Source organism: Amniculibacterium sp. G2-70 (assembly GCF_014353055.1).
GTDB lineage: Bacteria > Bacteroidota > Bacteroidia > Flavobacteriales > Weeksellaceae > Amniculibacterium > Amniculibacterium aquaticum.
The window spans coordinates 2,059,498-2,080,559 of record NZ_CP060698.1 but is presented as its reverse complement, the minus strand read 5'-3'; the positions used below and the strand labels follow the sequence as shown (position 1 = coordinate 2,080,559).

Annotated in this window: 17 protein-coding genes and 1 pseudogene; 2 read left to right on the top strand and 16 right to left on the bottom strand. The window is 30.8% G+C overall.

Features of this window, described 5'->3' with window-relative positions; translation table 11 throughout:
• Positions 1–57: 57 nt before the first annotated feature.
• Positions 58–594: a DUF2975 domain-containing protein gene (locus H9Q20_RS09625; RefSeq protein ID WP_124640110.1), complete on the top strand. Its 537-nt coding sequence runs from the start codon at positions 58–60 to the stop codon at positions 592–594.
• 3 nt (positions 595–597) lie between these two features.
• Entirely contained in the window at positions 598–825 is a 228-nt protein-coding gene (locus H9Q20_RS09620; protein ID WP_124640112.1) for a helix-turn-helix domain-containing protein, read from the top strand.
• A gap of 295 nt (positions 826–1,120) precedes the next feature.
• Here H9Q20_RS09620 and H9Q20_RS09615 read toward each other — a convergent pair whose 3' ends face one another.
• The 16 genes and pseudogenes from H9Q20_RS09615 to H9Q20_RS09540 form a co-directional block, all read right to left on the bottom strand.
• The gene (locus H9Q20_RS09615) at positions 1,121–1,603 is read right to left on the bottom strand and encodes a HipA domain-containing protein (RefSeq protein ID WP_262385505.1); all 483 of its coding nucleotides are present in this window, start codon (positions 1,601–1,603) and stop codon (positions 1,121–1,123) included.
• Between the two features lie 72 nt (positions 1,604–1,675).
• Positions 1,676–2,500, bottom strand: a pseudogene (locus tag H9Q20_RS09610) (IS982 family transposase).
• Positions 2,501–3,301: 801 nt separating this feature from the next.
• Positions 3,302–4,663 carry an ATP-binding protein gene (locus H9Q20_RS09605; protein WP_187477610.1) on the bottom strand — a complete coding sequence of 454 codons (1,362 nt, stop codon included), beginning with the start codon at positions 4,661–4,663 and terminating at the stop codon, positions 3,302–3,304.
• Positions 4,664–5,477: 814 nt separating this feature from the next.
• A complete protein-coding gene (locus H9Q20_RS09600; protein ID WP_187477609.1) occupies positions 5,478–5,642 on the bottom strand; it encodes a hypothetical protein in 165 nt (54 codons plus the stop codon).
• Positions 5,643–5,646: 4 nt separating this feature from the next.
• Positions 5,647–6,435 carry a hypothetical protein gene (locus H9Q20_RS09595; RefSeq protein WP_187477608.1) on the bottom strand — a complete coding sequence of 263 codons (789 nt, stop codon included), beginning with the start codon at positions 6,433–6,435 and terminating at the stop codon, positions 5,647–5,649.
• A complete protein-coding gene (locus H9Q20_RS09590; RefSeq protein WP_187477607.1) occupies positions 6,435–7,436 on the bottom strand; it encodes an AAA family ATPase in 1,002 nt (333 codons plus the stop codon). The genes H9Q20_RS09595 and H9Q20_RS09590 overlap by 1 nt, the downstream gene beginning before the upstream one ends.
• A gap of 136 nt (positions 7,437–7,572) precedes the next feature.
• On the bottom strand, positions 7,573–8,331 hold the full coding sequence (locus tag H9Q20_RS09585) for a LytR/AlgR family response regulator transcription factor (RefSeq protein ID WP_187477606.1): 759 nt from the start codon (positions 8,329–8,331) through the stop codon (positions 7,573–7,575).
• Complete coding sequence (locus H9Q20_RS09580; protein WP_187477605.1) at positions 8,331–8,540, bottom strand: hypothetical protein; 210 nt, start codon at positions 8,538–8,540, stop codon at positions 8,331–8,333. Before H9Q20_RS09580 ends, H9Q20_RS09585 begins: the two co-directional genes overlap by 1 nt.
• Entirely contained in the window at positions 8,537–9,976 is a 1,440-nt protein-coding gene (locus H9Q20_RS09575; RefSeq protein ID WP_187477604.1) for a 5-methylcytosine restriction system specificity protein McrC, read from the bottom strand. Before H9Q20_RS09575 ends, H9Q20_RS09580 begins: the two co-directional genes overlap by 4 nt.
• Positions 9,977–9,981: 5 nt before the next feature.
• Complete coding sequence (locus tag H9Q20_RS13270) at positions 9,982–12,318, bottom strand: AAA family ATPase (protein WP_187477603.1); 2,337 nt, start codon at positions 12,316–12,318, stop codon at positions 9,982–9,984.
• Positions 12,319–12,337: 19 nt separating this feature from the next.
• Positions 12,338–13,627: a restriction endonuclease subunit S gene (locus tag H9Q20_RS09565; RefSeq protein WP_187477602.1), complete on the bottom strand. Its 1,290-nt coding sequence runs from the start codon at positions 13,625–13,627 to the stop codon at positions 12,338–12,340.
• Positions 13,620–15,236: a class I SAM-dependent DNA methyltransferase gene (locus H9Q20_RS09560; protein ID WP_187477601.1), complete on the bottom strand. Its 1,617-nt coding sequence runs from the start codon at positions 15,234–15,236 to the stop codon at positions 13,620–13,622. Before H9Q20_RS09560 ends, H9Q20_RS09565 begins: the two co-directional genes overlap by 8 nt.
• A gap of 6 nt (positions 15,237–15,242) precedes the next feature.
• Positions 15,243–18,305 carry a type I restriction endonuclease gene (locus H9Q20_RS09555; RefSeq protein ID WP_187477600.1) on the bottom strand — a complete coding sequence of 1,021 codons (3,063 nt, stop codon included), beginning with the start codon at positions 18,303–18,305 and terminating at the stop codon, positions 15,243–15,245.
• 1 nt (position 18,306) lies between these two features.
• Positions 18,307–18,501: a helix-turn-helix domain-containing protein gene (locus H9Q20_RS09550; protein ID WP_262385504.1), complete on the bottom strand. Its 195-nt coding sequence runs from the start codon at positions 18,499–18,501 to the stop codon at positions 18,307–18,309.
• A 181-nt stretch (positions 18,502–18,682) separates the two neighbouring features.
• Entirely contained in the window at positions 18,683–19,819 is a 1,137-nt protein-coding gene (locus H9Q20_RS09545; protein ID WP_187477598.1) for a hypothetical protein, read from the bottom strand.
• A 258-nt stretch (positions 19,820–20,077) separates the two neighbouring features.
• Complete coding sequence (locus H9Q20_RS09540; RefSeq protein WP_187477597.1) at positions 20,078–21,025, bottom strand: toprim domain-containing protein; 948 nt, start codon at positions 21,023–21,025, stop codon at positions 20,078–20,080.
• Positions 21,026–21,062: the final 37 nt, after the last annotated feature.

The window sequence follows — 21,062 nt, the reverse complement described above, 5'->3', positions numbered from 1 at the left end:
TTGTTATTCAATAAATATTTATTAATTTTGTTTAATATATTTGAAAACACTTGATTTATGGAAACTAAAGATAACATGATTTACACGGGACTTTTAGTCGTGGTTTGGATCATTTTTGTTGGGCTTTGCATCAATGCCGGTGGTTTGGTGGTAAATTTTATCTTCAGCCTTATACGGCCGGATTTGTTGGGGAATTTGTATGAAAAATTAGATCTGACCGCTCTGTATCAGCAAAATACAGCCTGGTTTTTTGGGATGTACAGCTTTGTACTGTGCATTGCCATTCTCAAGGTACATCTCTTTTACATCTTGGTTCGGCTGATGCACAAAATCGATCTATCAAAACCATTTAACACCTTCGTGTCCAATCAAATTTCAGCAATTAGTTACTACATTTTCTCGATTGGGATCATCAGTTTTATTGGGCAGCAAATTTTAAAAAGTGGAATGCGACAAGGGTACAACCTCAAGGATTTGAGAGCTTTTTGGGTAGATGCAGAGGCGTTCATCCTTTTGTCTGCCGTAGTCTATGTCATCGCCTTGATTTTTAAAAAAGGAGTGGAAATACAGAATGAAAACGATTTAACCGTATAGATTATGCCGATAGTTGTAAATGTAGATGTCATGATGGCAAAAAGAAAAATGTCTCTGAATGAACTTTCAGAAAAGGTAGAACTGACCCTTTCTAACCTTTCGATTTTGAAAACCGGCAAAGCCAAAGCCATTCGCTTTAGTACCTTAGAAGCCATCTGCAAGGCGTTGGATTGTCAGCCTGGAGACATCTTAGAATATATTCCGGAAGAAAAAAATAAAAAACCGCTGTAAACATTACATTTACAGCGGTTCTATTTCATTCATGGTTTCAGTTCAAGTGAAACCTTGAGTCGTAAATTCTATTTCACTTCTTCAAAAATAACAATATATGAAAATCAATTAGTTATAATTCTATGGTACAAATAAGGTACAGATAAAAGATCGTGAACATTGTCTTCTTTTTTATTCTTTTGCCGTTTTCTTTAATTTATTAATGCATGAAAAATAATTCATAAATATCAAAATTAAAGATTAACGCGTATTATTTCATACATTAAATTTGTCGGTGAAAAAAAAATATAATTTTTTATTGAAAGATTAGCAATCTATTTTGGAGCAGTTTGATGTATTTTTCTTGATGTCCTTTACTTAAATAGGATTGATGAATGAGTGATAACATTTTCTTCTCTGATTTTAGAAAACGTTTAAAGGTATTCTCCACTTGTTTTTGGTTTAATCCTAATTTTAATCCTAAATTAATAAAATCGCTTTTGGAAAGTTTTTTCTTTTTTCCACCAATAGTTAATGCAGATTCTTCCTTATCTTCAGGTAAATGAAGTTGAACGTTGAGCAAATCGTAAGCAGGAGATATTTCCCAATTTTCACCATTTAATATGAGCGAAAAATTTTTGAGATGCATATCATTATTTCCTGTAATGTAACAGAAAATTACTATTTCATAAAACCTCATTAAATCTAATAAAGTGTTTGCAGAATGTTCTTTAATCGCTTTTCCAACCTTCTCTACTGAACCACGATATTTATCAAATGCTTCTAAGATTTGAAACATATCCAGCATATGAATTTTGTTTCCATTATCGTCTCTGTCAATTCGTTTTGTAATGTAACTCGTAGTGCATTATTAAATTAAAGATACTTTAATTTTGTTCATTTTTCTATTAAATACAAAAACATTTACAAATTGAATAAAAGTCAGAGCTGTGATTTTACTTAAGATTCTGGTTTTGAAACCATTAAATGATTTTGCATAATTATTTCTGATTTTAAATTGATCACAAAGTTGAGAAAATAGCGTTTCGATTCTCTTTCTTGATTTTGTAAAAATATATTTCTGCTTTTGATAATTTTTTTGGTTGCTTCTCATAGGAGTATCTAATTTTATATTTGCATAATTGAACAAATCTGTTTGTACTTGAGTTGATAAATAACCTCTATCTCCAATTAATGTGGAATTGTTCACTTGATGCTTTATGTCTTGTAAAAAATGGATATCATGAATGCTTGCAGTAGAAATATCAAAACTTTGAAATATTCCTGAAACAGAACATATAGCGTGTAATTTGTAACCATAATAATAACTCGATTGAGAAGCGCAATATCCTTTGCTTGGAAATGAAAATTCATCTTCTTTACAGATTTTAGAGCGGTTTGCTCTTGCGTTTTTGCAAATTTCTAAAGGCATTGAATCTACAATAAAAATCCTTTAAATATCATGAAATCTATAAACCATAATCCTTCTGATATTTTCCAGATGCAAGAAGAGTTTTCTTTTCCTGCGATTATAAACACTTCTTTCTATCATTCCATTTAGTTTTGAATTTGAAAGATATCTAAATAACTGATATTCTGAGTCTATTGATAAATATTCTGCAGAAATATTTATGGCAATAAGTTCTAAATCACTCAATTTTGGTTTAATTGGTTTGAAATAAAAATTTTCTTTGATGGTTAATTTTCTTAATTCATTTAAAATAAAATCGTAAATTGCATCTAGGTTATTCGTTGTGTATTAGATTGATAGTCAATACAATATACGAAATTTTCGTATTATGAGTAACCTTTTTTATAATGCACTACGGGTTATTAAATTCATTATCAATTAACAAATAAAGACTTTATACTATTAAACCCTTCGGATAACTTGTCTGAAGTTAATAATATTTTAAAATGAGTTGTTTTTAACCCCTATTATATTGTGTATTAAAATCACTGTTTAAATGTCTTGCTAAATCTTTTGAAACTTTACCATCACAAACCAATACTTCATTCTTAAATTCTGATTTGAATCGTTTCTCAAGATGATGAATTGTATCTACATATTCTGAAAACAGAATAATTTTTCTGTTCGGCTCATTAGCTAGAAGGCGTTTTATTTTTTTTATAATTTCTTCCTGCTTAGGATCATTCTCTACTAATTTTAAGTCTTTCAGTCGCTTTTGAATATCTTTAAATAATTGAATATCCGAATCTATATCATCTAAAAACTCTTGTCTCCTATGAAAAATATCAACATTATAAACTTCACTGTTTTTAGGAGTTTTTCGTTTGAGTGCCTAAATAATTACATACTTGTAACCCCACTAACAATTTTAATTTTTGTTGAGGATTTTTTTGAAGACTTAAGTAGATATCTGACCATCCTGAAAAATAAAAATAACCTACCAGAAATTTCAGCTCATCACTAATAGAAATCAAAGTATTCAATCTTCCTTTTAGTGTTTTTTGTTGTTTATTATTGGTAATAAAATTATTCGACATTGTATTTAGTGATAAAGTAATTGATATATTGTTTTAAATACGTCCCTAAATAATAGGGCAAATTCATTAACAAGTAAGGTTTCCCTTCTGGTGTAACAGTTTCTTCAATGTTGAATTTTCCCCCATACATTCTGACTGCGAATTGATGAGGGGCTTGATTCACAAATTGATGCAAAGATTTCAAACTTCCCGTTTTTCCCGATTTAATTTCAATAGGAATCAAGAATTTTCCGTGAGCAATAAGCAAATCCACCTCTGCTGATGATTGCGTTTTGTCCCGAACCCAGAAGTAAGTCTTTTTGTAATCCGTAGTATTCAAAGACAAAACTTCCTGATTGATAATATGAGGGATAATCGCTCCTTTGTATGCTTCGCTAAGGTCTTTCATTAGCAACAAATCGGCTTGAATATTCAGATCAAAATTTAAAATTCCTGTATCCAAAAATTGTAATCGTGGCGATTTTTTATAATCTGGAAGAATTGGCGGCTCTACATTGGTACAAGGATAAATTACCTGAATGACCTTTGCGGCATCTAAATTATTGAATGCCTTGCTCACTTCCCTCGACTTATAATTAGAGTGTCCGAAATTTTGAAATTTAATCCGTTGGTCAACAAATGATGCAGCGGTATTTACGATGTGTTTCATCACATTTTCTTCCGATTTACTATCTGCATATTTTATCACATCATCTTTGTAGGTATTCCAAATACTTTCATAAATCTGAGGAAGGGATAATAAATCTTGATTGGCAACATAGTTGGCAACAATTTCAGGCATTCCCCCAATAATACAATAGGTGTGGAACTCTTTCATCAAAAGTTCGTGGGCAATGTCGTCAACGGGAACATTCCGAAATCGTTCCAACAAATTATTTTTCCCCTGTGCTTCAAGATATTCTTGAAAATTTAAAGGAAACAAATACAGATAATTAATCCTACCTACCGGATAATTTTTAGTTTTCTTTAAGGTATGCTCCAGCAAAGAACCCGCAGCAATGACATTCAATTCTGGAAAGTCCTCATAAAAATACCGCAAAAAAGAAATAGCTTTTTCAGATTCTTGGATTTCATCAATAAAAAGCAGTGTATTGGGGAAATCTTTTGAAGAGATTTCATTTTTTAATGCCAAAAAATTGACCAATTCCTGCACACTATTACTCCGTTCTACGAGACTAGCATCTTCACTTTTTTCTAAATTAAGTTCTATAAAATGGGTATAACTTTCCCCGAAACTACGAACCAAGGTCGTTTTTCCTACTTGTCGAGCTCCTCTTAATATCAACGGTTTGGCATTGGAACTCTTTTTCCATTGAACCAACTCATCAAAAATATGTCGTTTAAAATTCATTTTCATCATAAAACAAACCCAAATTTACTAAATTTTTGTAACAAAACAAAGGTGATTTTTATTTTATTTTGTAACAAAACAAAGGCAATTTTTCTAATAACTTAATTTCTGTCTTTTTACAAAACTACTTACAGTCAATCTGTGAACGTTTAAAATTCTGGCGAAACATGACCAAAACCATACATTACATTGGTAATGGAAAAAGATTCTGGTAATAGAGTTGAATTTCAAAGATATAATTCCTTCTTTAAAGATAGCAGCTTTTCTTGCTTTATCAGTTCATTTATTTTGTCATTCGGTTTTTATAGTCTTTCAATAGCGAAACTAAAATTTGATGAATTATTGGATGTGATTTATAGGTAGAATTTGATTTTCTATATTCTCTCTTCAAATGTGAAAAAAAAATAATAGATAATCGGACAAATTCCGATTATCTATGTAATATTTTACAAAAATTAAGAAATATAAAAATAAAGACAGATATTAATAATTAGAAAAATGATGAAAAGCTTTAATTAAACTGAATAAGTGTTATCAAAAAATCATTAAGTATGTATTATCAATACTTTTCATAATAATTGTCATTTTTCTCTTTCATAAATCAAAATTTACGATATTATCTAACAACATTATATGCTTTGCTATTATTTCATACAAATATTGTAGATTATAATTGAAAGCGTTTAAAATAATCAAACTTGCAATAGCTAAATGCAATTAGATATAGAAAATTGATTAGTTTTTTGTTAAAATATATCAAAACACCCTTGGTACAAGATTTAAATTTTCACTATTTGAAGAAAACAAATCTGATTTAATTTAATGGCTTAATTTTTAAAATATTTTTATTCTGATTTGGGTTCAGTTGTTTCCCTCTGTTTCCTTGATTTTGAGCATATTGCTTATTAACTCCGTTTGTTCGTTTGTTTGCATTTTGCATATTGCTTTGATTTTGTTGGGGTGTAATTTTGTTTTTCATTTTTTTAGTTATTAATAATTTGTACTCCTAATTTTTTCAGTTGTTCAGTAACCCAATTTATTGCTTGGGAATTTGGAACTATGTAGCTATATATTTCATTAATATATAAATCGCCTTTGTCTTTAGCTTCATGTGGGATACCATATGCGTGAGCATAATCTGCCCAACCTTCTAATTCTGCAACAGAAAACATAAATCTTCTTAGCATGGCAGGATGGGCTAAACAAAATGCCAATTCGGTTATATTTAAAGATTGTTGTGCTTTTTTTAAAATTACATCTACTTCAAATTTTCTACTTTTACTGAATGATGTTGTATTAACAATAATCTCGCATCTAAATCCCGACATTTCTATTGCATCTGCTAATGCACAAACCATAGCTCCTCTTTGTATAATAACTTTTGAATCAATAGCAGCAGAAAATGATATAGAACATACTAATTTTACAATTTTCCCTTCTTGTTCTTTTTCAGTAGGTTTTTTAATCATGAAATATTCTGGGCTATTACTTAAAAAAGCACCTACATCTACTATTCCACCTCCCACTCCATATTCAGGTTCATATCTTACAATTTTAGTGGCAATAATTTCTGATAATTCTACACTTATTTTTTTTATTTCATTCAAGCCTTCAATCCAACCTGAAATTGCAAGAGTTTTTGCTTCTTCCCAAGAAACATTACCGTACCAGTCAGATTTATAAGCTCTTGAACTTTTATTATATGAATTACTATCTCTAAAAGAAAAATTCCAAAAATCATGTAAATCTTCAAATTTTAAATATTTGTTCATTACCCCATATTGTTTTTAATCATTTGAATCCTGGAAGCATCAAGACCTTTCCATACAACATCTTTTTCTACCTCCTTTCTATCAATCCCGATTCTAAGTAAATCTGCCCCTTGCATAGATGCTCTTGGACTAATGATATGTCGCTCTCCTATTTTCGATGCTGCTTTCCTCGCTTTTTGAACATAATTTACCCATTCGTGATTATTTGCCAATTCTCGTTCTAAAGTTTCGTCGATTTCCCAATTTAGGGTAATAAAACGATCTAAAGTTGCTGCGTCTAATTGATTTCTTCCAACATATTGTCTGTCTGCTCCAGTTCCGAAAGTGTTAGCAGCTGCAATACAGTAGAAGTTTTTATGCCTTTGTACTTTTTTATCTGGGAAGTCCATAAAATCATTTGCTAGTGCTGCATTAAAAGCTAAAATTGCTTGAGGAAAACTAGCATCTATCTCATCAAAAAGAAATAAACCTCCATTTTCATATGCTTTTCTAAATTCTGTATTTACAATCCTTCCTTGTGCATCTATAAAACCTGTTAATTTATATTCACTATTAATAGCTCCCGTAAAATAGAATTTTATATTAAGAGCTTTTGCAATATTTCTGGCGGCAGTGGTTTTACCAGAACCAGCGGAACCCACTAAAAAAATATTGTTTTTGGTTTGCACGTATTTTGATAATTTTTCAAATTGGAAATGCTGTGTTCCCAAATCCTTGATATGATCTCCATTTTGGATATTAATGCTAATGGTTTTATAATTTCTTATTCTTTGTATTTTATCTTTTAACTGAAATAGATGTTTTCTTAAATCTTTATTTTCAGCTTTTAAGGATTCTAATTCTTGATTTATAGAAAAATAATCTGATTTCAATTTTTCTTTAAAGTCATTTTCAAATTTCTTCATCAGAATTCCTAATTCTTTATTCATATAAGAATCTAATACACTGTTACCGTTTTTTACAAAGTTGGTTCTCTTTTTTAAATTGTTTTTTGTTTCCATTATTTATTTTAACATTTTTTAACTTTTGTTATGAAATATTAACATCAATAAAAATTCCAGAAAACAAAAAAATGCGTTCCCCAATCATATCATGGAGAACGCAATAATAACAGCGGTAAAATGAGTAATGAAATCCCTAACTTACTATTTTTTTAATGACATTTTGATAGTTTTCTGATACTGACAACTTGACGGTTTCTGTCATATTTGCTTTATGAAAAACTTTAACTTCTATTTCCTGCGTTTTGGGATGGTATTTTTGGATGTGCTTTTTATTGACCCTAAACGATTTGTGAATGGTAATAAATTGCGTAGAAAGTAATCCTTTTTCTTCCATTTTAGAGAATGAAAAGTCGATGAGATTTTCTGGTGTTCGGTTGGTAAAATAAATTTGTTTGTTATTGAATATAGAACCAAGTTCTTTATCTGCACATAGATAAACGATGTCATCTATCAAAATTTTGTTTCTCTTGGTTTTATTGAAGTCTAAATAAACATACTGAGAATTAGAAAAAAAATCTACCTCGCGCAGAAACCTTTTGAAGCTTTTTATAAACTGTTCTTCGGTAAAGGGTTTTGTAATATGGTCTATACAAATTTCGGCATCTCTTTTTAGATGCTCCATATTTTCTACATAGTCTGCAGTATTTATACTTGCAAAAAAAACGGGTATTTTGAGTTCTTGAGCCACTTCCATCCCAGTCATACTATCATTTCCCAAATCCAAATCTGCAAGTAAAATTTCAATATGCTTATTTTTTAGCTGTTCAAAAAAATCATCAGAACTTGTACTTACCAGTACAAATTCTACATTGGGAATTTTGGTGAGGTAAGATTCTAATTTTTCTAATTGCTTCTTATTGTCTTCTAGCAAAGCTACTTTGTACTGATGCATTATTTTACTTTAATGTATTCTACTTTACAATTTGTACACGCCCAATCTGGACTTTTTTCTGTGATACAACATCCTCCGATTACCAATTTTTCTTGCTCTAAAAGTTTAAATGCCTCTTCTGTTGGCATACCATAAAGGATTTTCACTACAGTTGTTTTACCACACTTATGGCATTTTCTGGGTTTGGATGTTACTTTGATAAGGTTCATTTTATAGTGGGTAAATTAATTCCAATTTTATAAACTTCATGGTAAGCATTAATCTTTTCTACAAGTAAAAGATCCATAACAAGTTTTGTATTAACTTCACTTCCTATAGGCTTTGGATAAATAATTAAACAAGGTACTTCTTCAGATGATAGTGGCGACTGATTTCTTACTTTATTTAATCTAGCATACCCTGCAACTTGCCTTATATCTTCGTGAATCTGACTATAATTATACTTCAATTTGTATTTGGTGTCCACTACTATTTTTTCATCCGAAGTACAAATTAAAAAATCCAAAGCATTACCATTGGTGGAGAACTGATAATTAAAATTCTTGGCTTGGAGTTCTGGATTATCTTTTAAAAATTGAGCGTAAACATACAATTCAAACATTTTTGGCATATCTATCCAAAAAGGAGGTGTCGATATTTTTTCTTCTGTAGTTTTGGTGATATTGTAAGAGAATCTTTTTAAAATTTGTTGCCCAATTTTAATCGCTTCTTTGTATTCTTTGAAGAAAGGATTATGCTTGTAATTTCTAATTTCTTGAATATTGATGTCAGTTCCAATATGTTCAAATGAAGGACGAATATAATTGATGAACCAGGAAATATCATTTTTCCCTTTAAAATATATATTATGATTTTCTACATAATTAGTACAGAATATAAATACCTTATTTAAAAACCTATTTTCTAAAGAATCTTCGCCAAATACTTGATATTCACAAATCGTATTGGTCAATCTGTTTTTAAAAATATTTTGCTTGATTTGCTCACCTACTAAGATTTTCCCTTTTACCCTATTTCTAAGATTTTCCTGCTTCTTATAGTAAGATTTTTTTAAACCTTTTCTGGTAATTTCTTTTAGTAAATGAAGAAACTGAACCACTAAAAATGGGGTTAACAAATCTTGTTTTTGAGTGATTTCAATTTCTTTATCTTCCCAATCAATAAGCAATAAATGGTCTGTATGCTTTGACACTTCTGGATGAACCATAATCTGCATAAGCATCCCAATCACATCTACTTCATATTCTTGATTTGAAGTTTTTATTTCTTTTTTAGCTATTTCATTCAGCTGTTCTATTTCATCATCAGTAATATTTTCAATTTCTTTATCAAAAACCTCTTCAAATGATTCTATAGCTTTACTATTGAGCTTAGGTTCTACTTGAATATACCGACTTTTATCTTTTGTAAGCCAATCTACACCAACAAAATAATCAGAATAAAGGGTGATTTCTTTTTCAGAAGTGAGATGCTTTTTAAAACAAAAATATTCTTTACTTCGTTCTTTTTTAAAAGTACGTTGCAATATCTCTGCAGGTTGATCTGAGGAACAAAACAAATGCTTTTCTCGTTCAGATTCAAAAAGAGATTTTTCTTTTGTAATCGTTAATTTACGAGAAACATGTTCTTTTAAAATGATGCCCATAAATATTATATCTTCAAATCAAATGTAGTTTCAATAGTAATAACTTGTTCTAAAGTATTTTCTTTTAAAACCCCATCTCTTACATATTCTAACAAAATTGGTTTTATTTCATAATGCCATCTTGTTTTTTTATCTCCACCTTCTTCAGTTTTATCTATAAAATAAGAATGCCCTAATGCTACATCTTTAGGCTCAAATTCTTGAGAGATAAAATCTGATTTTGTTTGATACTCATCTCTTGTAAATAAACCTTTAACGGCGGAAAACAAATCTGTGTAAAATTCTCCTTCTTTCATTTCAGTAGTTAAATCTTTCGGCAACACCTCCACAAAAGCAAACCTTCTTCTAATGGCGTAATCAATATGACCTACACTTCGGTCTGCGGTGTTCATTGTTCCGATGATATAAAGATTAGGTGGAAGAATTAATTCTGTTTTCACCTTATTATTTTCATCTTTTATGCCATAAGGTGAATGTACAGATTCGTTTCTATATTCTAAAGCATAAATTAGCTCTCCTAATACAGAAGATAAATTAGCTCTGTTAATTTCATCTATTACAAGGATGTATTTTTTTTCTTTAATTAATTCTCCGCTAGATTCATATTTATATTCTTGAAAAAACTTTTCCAGTAATGCATTGTAGTAAGTATATCTATAATGTGCATGCCTGAATTTTTCTTTATCCATTTGTTTATTAGATAATTCTAATTCATTTTTTATTACTGCACGTACAAGACTTTTAAATTCTCCAAATAAAATATGCGAAGCTGTTTTCCAATTTTTACCATATTTGAAAGAATTATCAGCTACATCATAAATTGTAATATCTCCTGACAATGGAATTTCATTTTCGGGAAGTTGTGCTTTAATATCTTCTTTAAATAATTCAAATTGAGTGTCAATCCAAGAATCTAAATTATTATCAATACCAGTTTCTTTACTTGTTGTATAATTCTTCAAAGCGACTTCTGCAAATTCACCCAAAGTTTTATTTACATTTTTATATTCAATTTTATCATCTTTTGACTCTGCTACAATTCCCCTTACAAAATCTTCGTAAGTATAACTTGGGTGGAATTGTATAAGTTTAAACTGCTCGTTGTCTTTTAAATCATCAGTAGAATTTAATCCTAATATTTCTTTTGCAATTAATTTTGCTTCCCTAGTTTTACCTGTTCCTGGAGGTCCTTGTAAGATGATTTGTTTTTTATATTCCAAAATGTCAATTTCTCTGCTCATTATTTGTTTTTTTATGTTTTCAGAATTGGTTATATAACTTTCAATTGGAGTTAAATTATCTTGTGTAGGAAACTTGAAGGATTTATATATTTTAAATTGATTATGGGAAATGGGCTCTACTTTATAAAATTTATTAATCAAAAAAACAATCTTGGCATTTTTATTATTATCAGCTAATTCTTGAAAATTAGGATAAATAGAACTTCTACTATAATTTGTATTCCAATCAGCTTTAATGTATTCTCTTTCACTTTCTACAACATCAATTACTTCTGCAATATAATTTACATTGTAATAGGAAGTATAAAAAAGCTTAAAATGTCCGTTTTCAGCAATACATTCTTTTAATAGTTTGATTGTTTTATCTGTTCCTGAAGGTCTTTTTGAATTCCAAAAAACATCATAATCTTCTTGCATTACATAATTTTCTAACCAACCTGTACTATCAGAAGCCATAATTCCTATTAAACTTTCTTTCCATTCAGAACTTATATCATAGCTTATCCTAGTTAGTAAATGTGTATAATTTAAAGGATTTTTAACATTTATCGATAATTCAGAAAAGAAATTTATAAAATCTTCTTTAAATGTATTTTTATGATATTCTTTCTTAAAAAGGTTTTCAGAAATTTGACTCCGATGATTTTCACTCAACATCGTAAAGTTATCGATAGGGTTGAGTAAATAATCAATCGCATTTTTAACAGATCCTTCTGATAGCTGATTTTCAAATTTATATGTCAAAAGTTGCTCTACCCAATTATTCATTCTTACAAAAGCAAGTGCAAGAACTCTTTTGTCATCATATAAATTAAAATCATTTTTTTTATAAGCTTTTAAATCACAATAAGAGATTAAAGTAAAAATTGCTTTACCGAACTCATTTAATTCTTCAGAATCTTCAAATAACTGTTTTAGTTCATCATAATTTTTTTTGTGAGTTATTAAATATTCTTCAGTTTCATTATTTAGTTTAATTTCTAAAAAATGATGCAATGCTTCTTGTGCTTTGAGAAAATAAAAATCATTTGAATTTATGATTTTTTGATTGTAATCATTCTTTAGAGCTTCTAAAACCTTATTTTTTAAATTTAATTCCATAATTATTAGTTCTTTTTCTCTACCCCACTTTCACCTGCCCATTCATAAGCATGGGTAAGAGCCAATCTCGCAACGCAGAGAGTTCTTGGTTTTGTTCTTTATTTGTTATAATTTTATTTAAAACATCACTATAAATATTCTTAATTTTTAGTTTTATTTCTTTAGGTGGAACTAAAACATTTATAGCTTTTAAGTCCTTATCACTTAAATGTCCAACAGTTGTTCTGGAAACAGAAGCTTCTCTTGCTTTTATATAAGGCTCTATTTGGTATCTCAAATAAATATTAGGTAACTCTTTTTCGGTTAGTTTTACAACTCGTTGATTTAGATAGCAATTATTTTTTGTCCAATAATTAATATGAAAATTGCCGTCCATTCCAACAAGTAAATCACCTTTCAAAATTTCATATTTAGAGTCTACACTTTTTTCTGTAGAATAATTACTTACACTATTTTCAACAATATCTCTAATCCTAATAACGGGAATGCCGTTTCCAATTTCATTAAAGTGTTCTGTACTAAATGGAAAGCCATATTGCACATTACAAACTTCAAACAAATTCTTCACCTCCCACCCTTCAGGAATTTCTCTTTTTAGGGTTTCGTTGTACACCATTTTTCCGCCGGAAGATTTGTAGCCAACCACCCCGTCAAAATTCTTTGAATTTTGCCACCCCTCCAAAGGAGGGGAATTTGGAAAATCAAACTGTACAAACCAATAATCATACAGCGTTTTTGCCATCGCTTCCAATTCTGCATTGATGCGGTTATTGAGTTCTATTTTATCATCTAATGCAGATAATACAGAGGCTATTTTTTGTTGGGTGGGTAAATCAGGAAGTTTAATAGGAACCCCTTTAATAATATCTATTGGCAATGTGCATCGTTGTCCACTACCACCAGCGTTATTTTCAAAATAGATTTTCGCTTGATTTGTATTAAACCAATAATTTAAGAATCTACCATCAAGTTTATCATCAATTGGTGTTATTAATGATAAATGATAGCCTAAAACAACATCATCAAAGCTTTCGGCAATGTAAGTGGAGATTCCGATGTCATCTCTCTTTTCACTATCTTTAGTAATTGCAACTTGTCCTTTTTTAAGAACAAATTTTTCATATTCATTATCATTGCAAGAAGCAATCATAAAATCTTTTGACTTATATGAATTTATAAAAGTATTTTTGTAAACATCAGTGTAATTACACAACCGAACAAGTCTCTCTCCGACATTGGTTTTTTTATCAACATTACTGAGTTTAACATCGGCAACATCCGATAATCTTACTTTTTTCCAATCACTCATACTTCAACCCTTTTAAATTCTCCAAAATCTTTTTATCTAGCTCATTTCCTTCTGCAAATAGTTGGCTCAAATTGCTTTCATAAGTTTGCATTTTCTGCGCAAATTCTTCTGCGGTAATTTCTATATATTCTATTTTCACCTCAAAATATTGCCCCGCAGAAAAGCTGTAGTTTTTAGCCATCACTTCTTCTTTGGTAACCACTACAGAAAAATCTTCTTCTGCATTCTTTTGGTTCATCGCATCTATAATGCGTTGTTCTTCTGTTGTGGTAAGTACCGTTTTTTGGTTTTTGCCTTCTTTGATGGTTTGTCCCAGTTTAGAAGCATCTACCAAGACTATCTTTTCGCTGTCGGCTTCTTTATCTATAAACACAATAGAAACATTGGTTCCCGTACTCGCAAAAATATTGCTCGGCATACTTACTACACCTCGTAACCAATTGCGCTCTATCAGTGCTTCTCTTATTTTTCTCTCAATTCCACTTTGTGCCGTGATAAAACCTGTAGGTACTACAATGGCAGCTTTACCTTTGGTATCGAGACTGTACATAATATGCTGAATAAACAACAAATAAATCGCCATCGATTCTTTTTTGCTTTTCGGGATATTGGGAACGCCTGCAAAAAAACGTTCTTTAAAACTGTCTTTGGTAAGGTCTGCTTGATAATCTGAAAAATCTAATTTAAACGGCGGATTAGAAACAATATAATCGAACTTTTTTTCGAGATGTGCAGGTTGCAAAATCGTATTTCCCTTAATAATATTCGGGATAGAATGTTGTAAGTTATTCAGAATGAGATTCAGCCTAAGCATATTGGCAGATTTCTGGGAAATATCTTCTGAAAAAATGGTGCAGTTTTTTTCGCCAATGGCGTGTGCAATATTCATCAATAGTGTTCCCGAACCTGCACTCGGATCATATACTTTGGCACTTTTTACTTCTTCGTTCACGAGAATAGCTGCCATAATTCTGGCTACAGCGTGAGGCGTGTAATATTCTGCATATTTACCACCACTATCACTGTTGTAATCTTTGATCAGATATTCAAAAATGGTGGCAAAGAAATCGTATTTCTCGGTAAACATTTTCTCGAAACTTACATTCACCAGTTTATTGAGCAAAGCACGGCAAAAAGCATCACGTTGAGAAGCATCGCGAATAAAAAGACTGATGTCATCAAACATTTTATCTTTAACACCCGTTGCAGAACTCACGGAATAAATATCGATGTTTTCTGCACTGATGCTTCTAAGCGTACCATCAAAAATGGCATCTCCAAAATTGGGCTGGTTAGAGTTGTTGAACAAATAAGTGATCAATTGTTCGGGTTGCAGTTTTGCGGCTTTGTTTCCTATTCTAAAGAAGAGAAATTTTTTGTCTTCCTCACTTAAATTTTCATAGGCTTTCTGAAAATCTTCTGCATTCGCCAAATCCTCATTGTGTTTTTTGGCTTCGTGTATAAATTTGTCGTTTAAATATTTATATAAAAAAACCTGCGAAATAATATTGAATTCACTAGCATCATTTCCCAGTCCGTAGTTGGCGCAAACGCTTTTGAGTCCATCTATTAAAGTCTTGGTTTGCGTGATAAACTGTATCTCCGTCATTATATATTAGTTGTAAGTATATTGTTGTTTGTATTCTTTTACAATAAGATTATTGATGTTTTCTGTAGTTTGAGCGTCTAATTTTATTTTCTGTTGGTCTATAAAATTTTGTATCACAATGCTCATTACTTCTTGGTTAAAATAGGTTTCATTTTTCACCAATTCTACATTGTGCAGACAGATGTCGTCTATGATGGTTTTCGTTCCCAAAAGTGCCTCGTAAATTTGTATTTCTTTAGCATTAATGGTTGGGTTATCTACCAATCTTTTGTGAATTCTGGCATATTTCTCGTCGTTTTCATATTTGGCTCTTAGCAGTGCATTTTTACGATTGAGTTCTCTTACTTCGTCATAAATTCTGCTGAGGATATGGATGTTGTCTCGCATATCTTCTTGGTCTACCTCATCTAGATTTTTATTTTTGAAAATACGTTCTAGCTCTTCTTTCAGGGTAACGAATTCAGGATCGGCAGGGTCTATATTGCGTTGCAATTCTTCTCGGGTTTGTCTGAGCTGATTTCTGAGTTGGTCTGCCAAAATCATTTCTTCTTCCGAAATCTTGGTAAACTGGAAGAAAATATCTTCTAAAGCCGTGTTGATAAGGTTGGTGTTATCGTTTTCATTGTTGATACTATCTACCAAATTCAGCGTATCTAATCTTCTCTGAACTTCTTTCAGCAACTGATTGAGTTTATAGAAATCTAATAAATCTAATAACTCATCTTCGCCTTGTAATCGGATGATATTTTTAAGTTCTCTGGCGTTTTGCAAAACTTTGATGAGGTCTGCCAATTGCTTTTTGTCTTTAATATCGTCCATTTGCAGACGGAAGTTTTCAGCATTTTTTATATCATACTGAAAAAGTTTTTCTTTGATTTCTAAAACATCGTGTTCTATTTCTTCTTTAGATTTAAACAAGTTGCTGTAATTCTGCATTTCATCGCCCAATTCCTGTTGCAACTCCTGGAAATAGTTTTCGTTGGTTTCTTTAAATTCCTTGGTAATGTCTGCAAAATCGACCACAAACCCAAAACGGTGTTTTTTATACGGTCGGTTTACTCTAGTTAAAGTCTGCAACAAATTGTGATTTTTCACTACTCTTGCCAAATACAGTTTTTTTAGTCGAGGTGCATCAAAACCTGTAAGCAACATATTGTACACAAAAAGTAAATCAATATCTCCGTTTTTGAAGGCTTCAATTTCTTGTTTTCTGATGTCTTTAGAATTCACATCGTGCAGAATAAGACTGGCTTTTAATGGGGTTTGGTTGCCATATTTTGCTCTTTCTTCACGGACTACGGCATAATCAAACTCTTGTTTGCCGTAGATTTTTTCAAATTGTGCAAAAAGTTCTTTGGCTTGTTCCGATGTATCACAAACCACCATTCCGCCAATGGTTTCATCTTTCTTTCTAAAATCTTTTAAATCATTCAGAATATATTCCAGCATGGGTTCTGCAAACTTCGGGTGAGCAAAGATTTCGCTTTTAGAAATTTCGCCTTTTAAGATTTTAATTTGCTCCATTACATCCTGCATTTGCATTTTGTAAGTAGTGGCAATACCTTCTCTTATCAATCTTAAGGTATAACCATCTGCAATAGAACGATTATAATAATATTTATGAATGTACTCTCCGAACAAAACTTTTGAGTCATATTCTTTTGCTACTTCTTTAAGAAGTGGAGTTCCCGTTAAGGCTATTTTTACCGCATCTTTATCTGAACGCAAAAGATTCACCAAATAATTACCTTTAGGATTGTAACTTCTGTGTGCTTCGTCTATGAAATATATCCTCTGAATGTTCAAGTCATAATCAAAAGATTCTAAAACGGTGCTGTCATCAGAAAATTTCTGAATGTTTACGACTGTTATTTCCTGCTCTCCTGAACTGTTGAGTATAGCACTCGCCTTTTTAATGTCTTGTATAAATTCTGTTCTAGAATTTACCATTTTCACAGACAAACCTCTTGAACGAAATTCGGTCTGTGCTTGTATTGCCAAATCTATTCTATCTACTATGAAATAGAACTTTGCAATGGTGTTTTTCTTTTGGTAATACTGTGAGAGGTATTTTACATTGTAATACGCCAAAGCTGTTTTTCCACTTCCTTGCGTATGCCAAATAATCCCTTTTTTAATCCCTTCATCTAACTTATGAGTAATGGCTCTAGAAGCAAAAAACTGGGGATAACGCATAATGTGTTTTTCAATCACTATTTTTCCTTCTCTATTGGTTCTTTCTACATAGGTAATCCCAAACTGTAAAAAGAAAGCTAGTCGCTCTCTAGAAAGTAAAGAAGTGATAATTCTATTGGTAGGCGTTTCGTAATTCTTATTGAGCTTAAACTCATCCGTGTATTTAATCGCAACAATATTATTATCTTTTAAGACGAGATTTTCCAGCTCTTCATTTTCTGGTTTTAGAAGATGGGTATAATTCAATAATTCTTCTTCTCGGAAATAGTTAAACATTACGCCATCTTTTGAAGGTGTGGCATAATAAGCTCCCATAACAGGTTCTACTACTCCATCTTCATACTCCATGTTGTTAGAAAACAACATCAATTGAGTAATATTGGTAAAAGCCCTGAAATCTTTTAAAGCAAATCTTTTGTTGATTCTGTTGCGTTCTGCAATAACACCTTCTCTATTGTTTGGTTTTTTTACTTCAATAAAAACCAAAGGCATCCCATTGATTAAAACCGTAATATCTGGCCTGAATTCTTCGTCTCCTTTTTTGCAAGTCAATTCAGTGGTAACGTGAAATTCATTATTATTGAAGTTTTCAAAATCAATTAATCTTGTTCCAGAAGTATTCATTAACATTCGGAAAAACTCTCTTCCTAAATCATCATAATTGAGTTTTAATGATACATCAGTCAATAAACGCTGTACTTCGCCTTCTGAAATATCAGGATTAATTTTAGAAATAGAACGTTTAAAAATATCAGGAAAAATATTATTGTCTTCCAGTCTATCTTGTTTACTTTTTGGGATATAAGTATATCCTAACCTGCACAAATGTAGTATTGCTGGAATTTTTACTCGAGAGTCTTCATTAAAAGTCATACTAAAATTTTATTTTTAATTCTCCATCTAATCCTTTTTCTACAATTTCCGTCAAAGTCTTGATGTTTATACTATAAGTTTCATCACTCTCAATTCTAGAAATATAACTTCTTTTTTTTCCAACCTTTTGAGCCAGTTGCTCTTGGGTTAGTTTTTTTCTTTTTCGAGCATCTCTTATCAAAATTCCTATTTTCATATTTTCACAACTAAAGTTCAAAGATACTAAATTGTAACTTTTTAGTTGCATTTCACTCTATAAATATCATAACAAAATTATCATATCATTTTATTAAAAAAGTTAGAAACTTCAAAACTTTAAATTTGTTTCTACTACCTTTATATGTTATAAAATGTATCTAAGAAACTTTAATCTTTTATTATCTTTTTGATTTAACAACCCATCTTTGCTCTTGCTCATTATTTTCCCGACTCAATATTTTAAAAAATTGGGCTGATTTTTTAGAATCCCCAAAAACCTCTTCAAAAGCAGAAATGGGAATATTATTGTCCTTTGAAATTTTTTCAAGTATTTCTATCATTTTATCTTTTCTTTCAGTATCGTTTAGACTTCGCAGATTCGGGATTTTTATACTTTCTTGCAGAATCGCTTTTTTAAGGGTATTCTCTACTGATTCCAAATATTTTTTCTTTTCAACAGCAAAAAAAGTTTCATTGGTTAAGAGAGCGGAGTTTTTGCTTTTGAAAAGGAAAACTTCTTTTTTTAGACTTTCAATTTTTGTTTTCAGTTCTGCAATTTGTTTCTCTTTGAATTCCAGTTCTGTTTTGTTTTTGAGAAGTTGAATGTTATTTGTTTTGATTGCCTTTTTGTAGTTTTCAATGGTTTTGTCCGTTTTTATTTTCTGAAAACCAAGAAAATCTGATTCTTTTACAATTAACTCTTCAGACTTTTTAGATTCCATTTCTTGTTGCATTTCTTGATAGCGTTCTTCCAAAATTTTCAAATCTTCTTCTTTTTTCTTGATTTTAAATTCTACCGCTTCCAATCTTGCTAATGAACCTGAAACACCTCTTTCCATTTCGAGACATTCTGCTGCCAAATCCTGCATTTTGGAATAATGAAATGATTGATGTTTCAGCGTTTTTCCAGTTTGCAAATCTTGCCAATCTGCTACCAAATGAGCGTGATAGTTCGGTTTCCATTCTTTGGTGTCTTTGTCATAATGTCCTTCATCTTTATGAATGGCAATTTGGAAAATTCGGATTTTAAGTTCTTCCTCCAATCTTTTCGATAAGTTGTGTAAATCCTGCATCGTGGTATTTTCTTTAATAACCACAACAGCTTCCCGAACTGGCATTGCATTTTTCTGTAATTTTCTACCTGATTTTTCTTTGCAGTAGGATTCTATTTTTAACAGTCGGTCTGCAATTTTTTGCTCCATCCAATATTGATTTTTATGAGTTAAATCTTTGCGGATATAGTCAAAGGATTTCTTTCTAAAATTATGAATTTCGGAATCAGATTTTGCCACTTTGAAATTGATTGATGTCTTCATTTTTATTAAATTTGATGATGATTAAACCTGAATCTTTTTTACTCAGGTTACCTAACAACCTGTATCTATTTTATACAGGTTGTACAATGACCTTGCATTATTTTTTACAGGTTCAGAAGCTTGAACCTTGTACTATTTTACGCAGGTTAAAGCCTCGCAGAGCGAAGAAGAAACTTTGTTGGGAGAGCATCGACCTTCAAAGTTGCGAATGAGCTCCTAACTTTTGCATATAGTTGATAAAAATATGCACACGCATAATCAGCGTTTTCTTTTGTAATTTGGATGAGCCTGATTGGTTTCGATTTCCTCCTGTTCTTGTTTTGGGTTCAGTTCTATCCGCTGTTGTTTTTCTATTTTTGTGTTGTTTCTGAAAACGAAGTAGTCATTCAAATCTTTATGAAGAGCATAAATATCAGAATTATTTTTGGCTTCGGGAAATGATTCCAAAATTGAATTTTTGCAATGTTCTCCTGCTTTATCATTATCCAAAAACAAATGGAATTCAGAATAATTTTTTAAATATTCTTTGGTTTTATTCAACAATGAAATAGAATTCATTACCAACAAATCACCTTTGTAAAATGGTTTCATCTCCACAAAAGACAAGGCGTCTATAAATCCTTCAAAAACTACAACATTTTTATTTTTTTCCAGATTATTATTGAGATTAACGACAGATATATCTTTTTTCAGCAATGAACCTTTGTAGAATTGATTTCGTAGTTCCCAACCTCCTGAAAGGTTTTCAAAACCAATAGCATAAAGTTTTTTCTCTCCAATGGCAAAATGTACTTCTTTTACTAAAGAATAAACTGTTGGCGAAAGTCCTCTTTGCTGAAGATAAATCTTCAAATTTTCGTTTTGAAGTTCTTTAATTTCTGTGATGTGGTAATTTAGGCTAGAACTTTTTGAATGATAATCTTTTTGCGATTGAAAAGAAGAAAAATTCTGTTTTTCCGCCCATTCTAAAACTTCTTTTACGGAAGCTTTCAGGTATTTCATCATAAAATCAATATTGTTTCCGCCAATTCCTTCGGAATGTAGATACCAAACATTATTTCTTTTATCGAGTTTAAAAGAGGCGTGGTTTTCTGTGGAAAAAGGATTGAGAAACCACGCTTCTTTTTCATTTTGTTTGGTTGGAAGGTGTCCAAGAGAAACGAGCACTTCTTCCAACGGAATTGTATTGAATTGTTTGCAGTTCATTTTTTTCTATTTGTTTTCTATGTTTTTTTAATTCCTC

What these genes read in the sequence shown, in the direction of transcription:
- H9Q20_RS09590 (WP_187477607.1), bottom strand. Translation starts at nt 7,436, where the DNA reads ATGGAAACAAAAAACAATTTAAAAAAGAGAACCAACTTTGTAAAAAAC.
- H9Q20_RS09600 (WP_187477609.1), bottom strand. Translation starts at nt 5,642, where the DNA reads ATGAAAAACAAAATTACACCCCAACAAAATCAAAGCAATATGCAAAAT.
- H9Q20_RS09555 (WP_187477600.1), bottom strand. Translation starts at nt 18,305, where the DNA reads ATGACTTTTAATGAAGACTCTCGAGTAAAAATTCCAGCAATACTACAT.
- H9Q20_RS09575 (WP_187477604.1), bottom strand. Translation starts at nt 9,976, where the DNA reads ATGGGCATCATTTTAAAAGAACATGTTTCTCGTAAATTAACGATTACA.
- H9Q20_RS09580 (WP_187477605.1), bottom strand. Translation starts at nt 8,540, where the DNA reads ATGAACCTTATCAAAGTAACATCCAAACCCAGAAAATGCCATAAGTGT.
- H9Q20_RS09620 (WP_124640112.1), top strand. Translation starts at nt 598, where the DNA reads ATGCCGATAGTTGTAAATGTAGATGTCATGATGGCAAAAAGAAAAATG.
- H9Q20_RS09545 (WP_187477598.1), bottom strand. Translation starts at nt 19,819, where the DNA reads ATGAAGACATCAATCAATTTCAAAGTGGCAAAATCTGATTCCGAAATT.
- H9Q20_RS09615 (WP_262385505.1), bottom strand. Translation starts at nt 1,603, where the DNA reads ATGTTTCAAATCTTAGAAGCATTTGATAAATATCGTGGTTCAGTAGAG.
- H9Q20_RS09595 (WP_187477608.1), bottom strand. Translation starts at nt 6,435, where the DNA reads ATGAACAAATATTTAAAATTTGAAGATTTACATGATTTTTGGAATTTT.
- H9Q20_RS09540 (WP_187477597.1), bottom strand. Translation starts at nt 21,025, where the DNA reads ATGAACTGCAAACAATTCAATACAATTCCGTTGGAAGAAGTGCTCGTT.
- H9Q20_RS13270 (WP_187477603.1), bottom strand. Translation starts at nt 12,318, where the DNA reads ATGGAATTAAATTTAAAAAATAAGGTTTTAGAAGCTCTAAAGAATGAT.
- H9Q20_RS09605 (WP_187477610.1), bottom strand. Translation starts at nt 4,663, where the DNA reads ATGAATTTTAAACGACATATTTTTGATGAGTTGGTTCAATGGAAAAAG.
- H9Q20_RS09565 (WP_187477602.1), bottom strand. Translation starts at nt 13,627, where the DNA reads ATGAGTGATTGGAAAAAAGTAAGATTATCGGATGTTGCCGATGTTAAA.
- H9Q20_RS09585 (WP_187477606.1), bottom strand. Translation starts at nt 8,331, where the DNA reads ATGCATCAGTACAAAGTAGCTTTGCTAGAAGACAATAAGAAGCAATTA.
- H9Q20_RS09625 (WP_124640110.1), top strand. Translation starts at nt 58, where the DNA reads ATGGAAACTAAAGATAACATGATTTACACGGGACTTTTAGTCGTGGTT.
- H9Q20_RS09550 (WP_262385504.1), bottom strand. Translation starts at nt 18,501, where the DNA reads ATGAAAATAGGAATTTTGATAAGAGATGCTCGAAAAAGAAAAAAACTA.
- H9Q20_RS09560 (WP_187477601.1), bottom strand. Translation starts at nt 15,236, where the DNA reads ATGACGGAGATACAGTTTATCACGCAAACCAAGACTTTAATAGATGGA.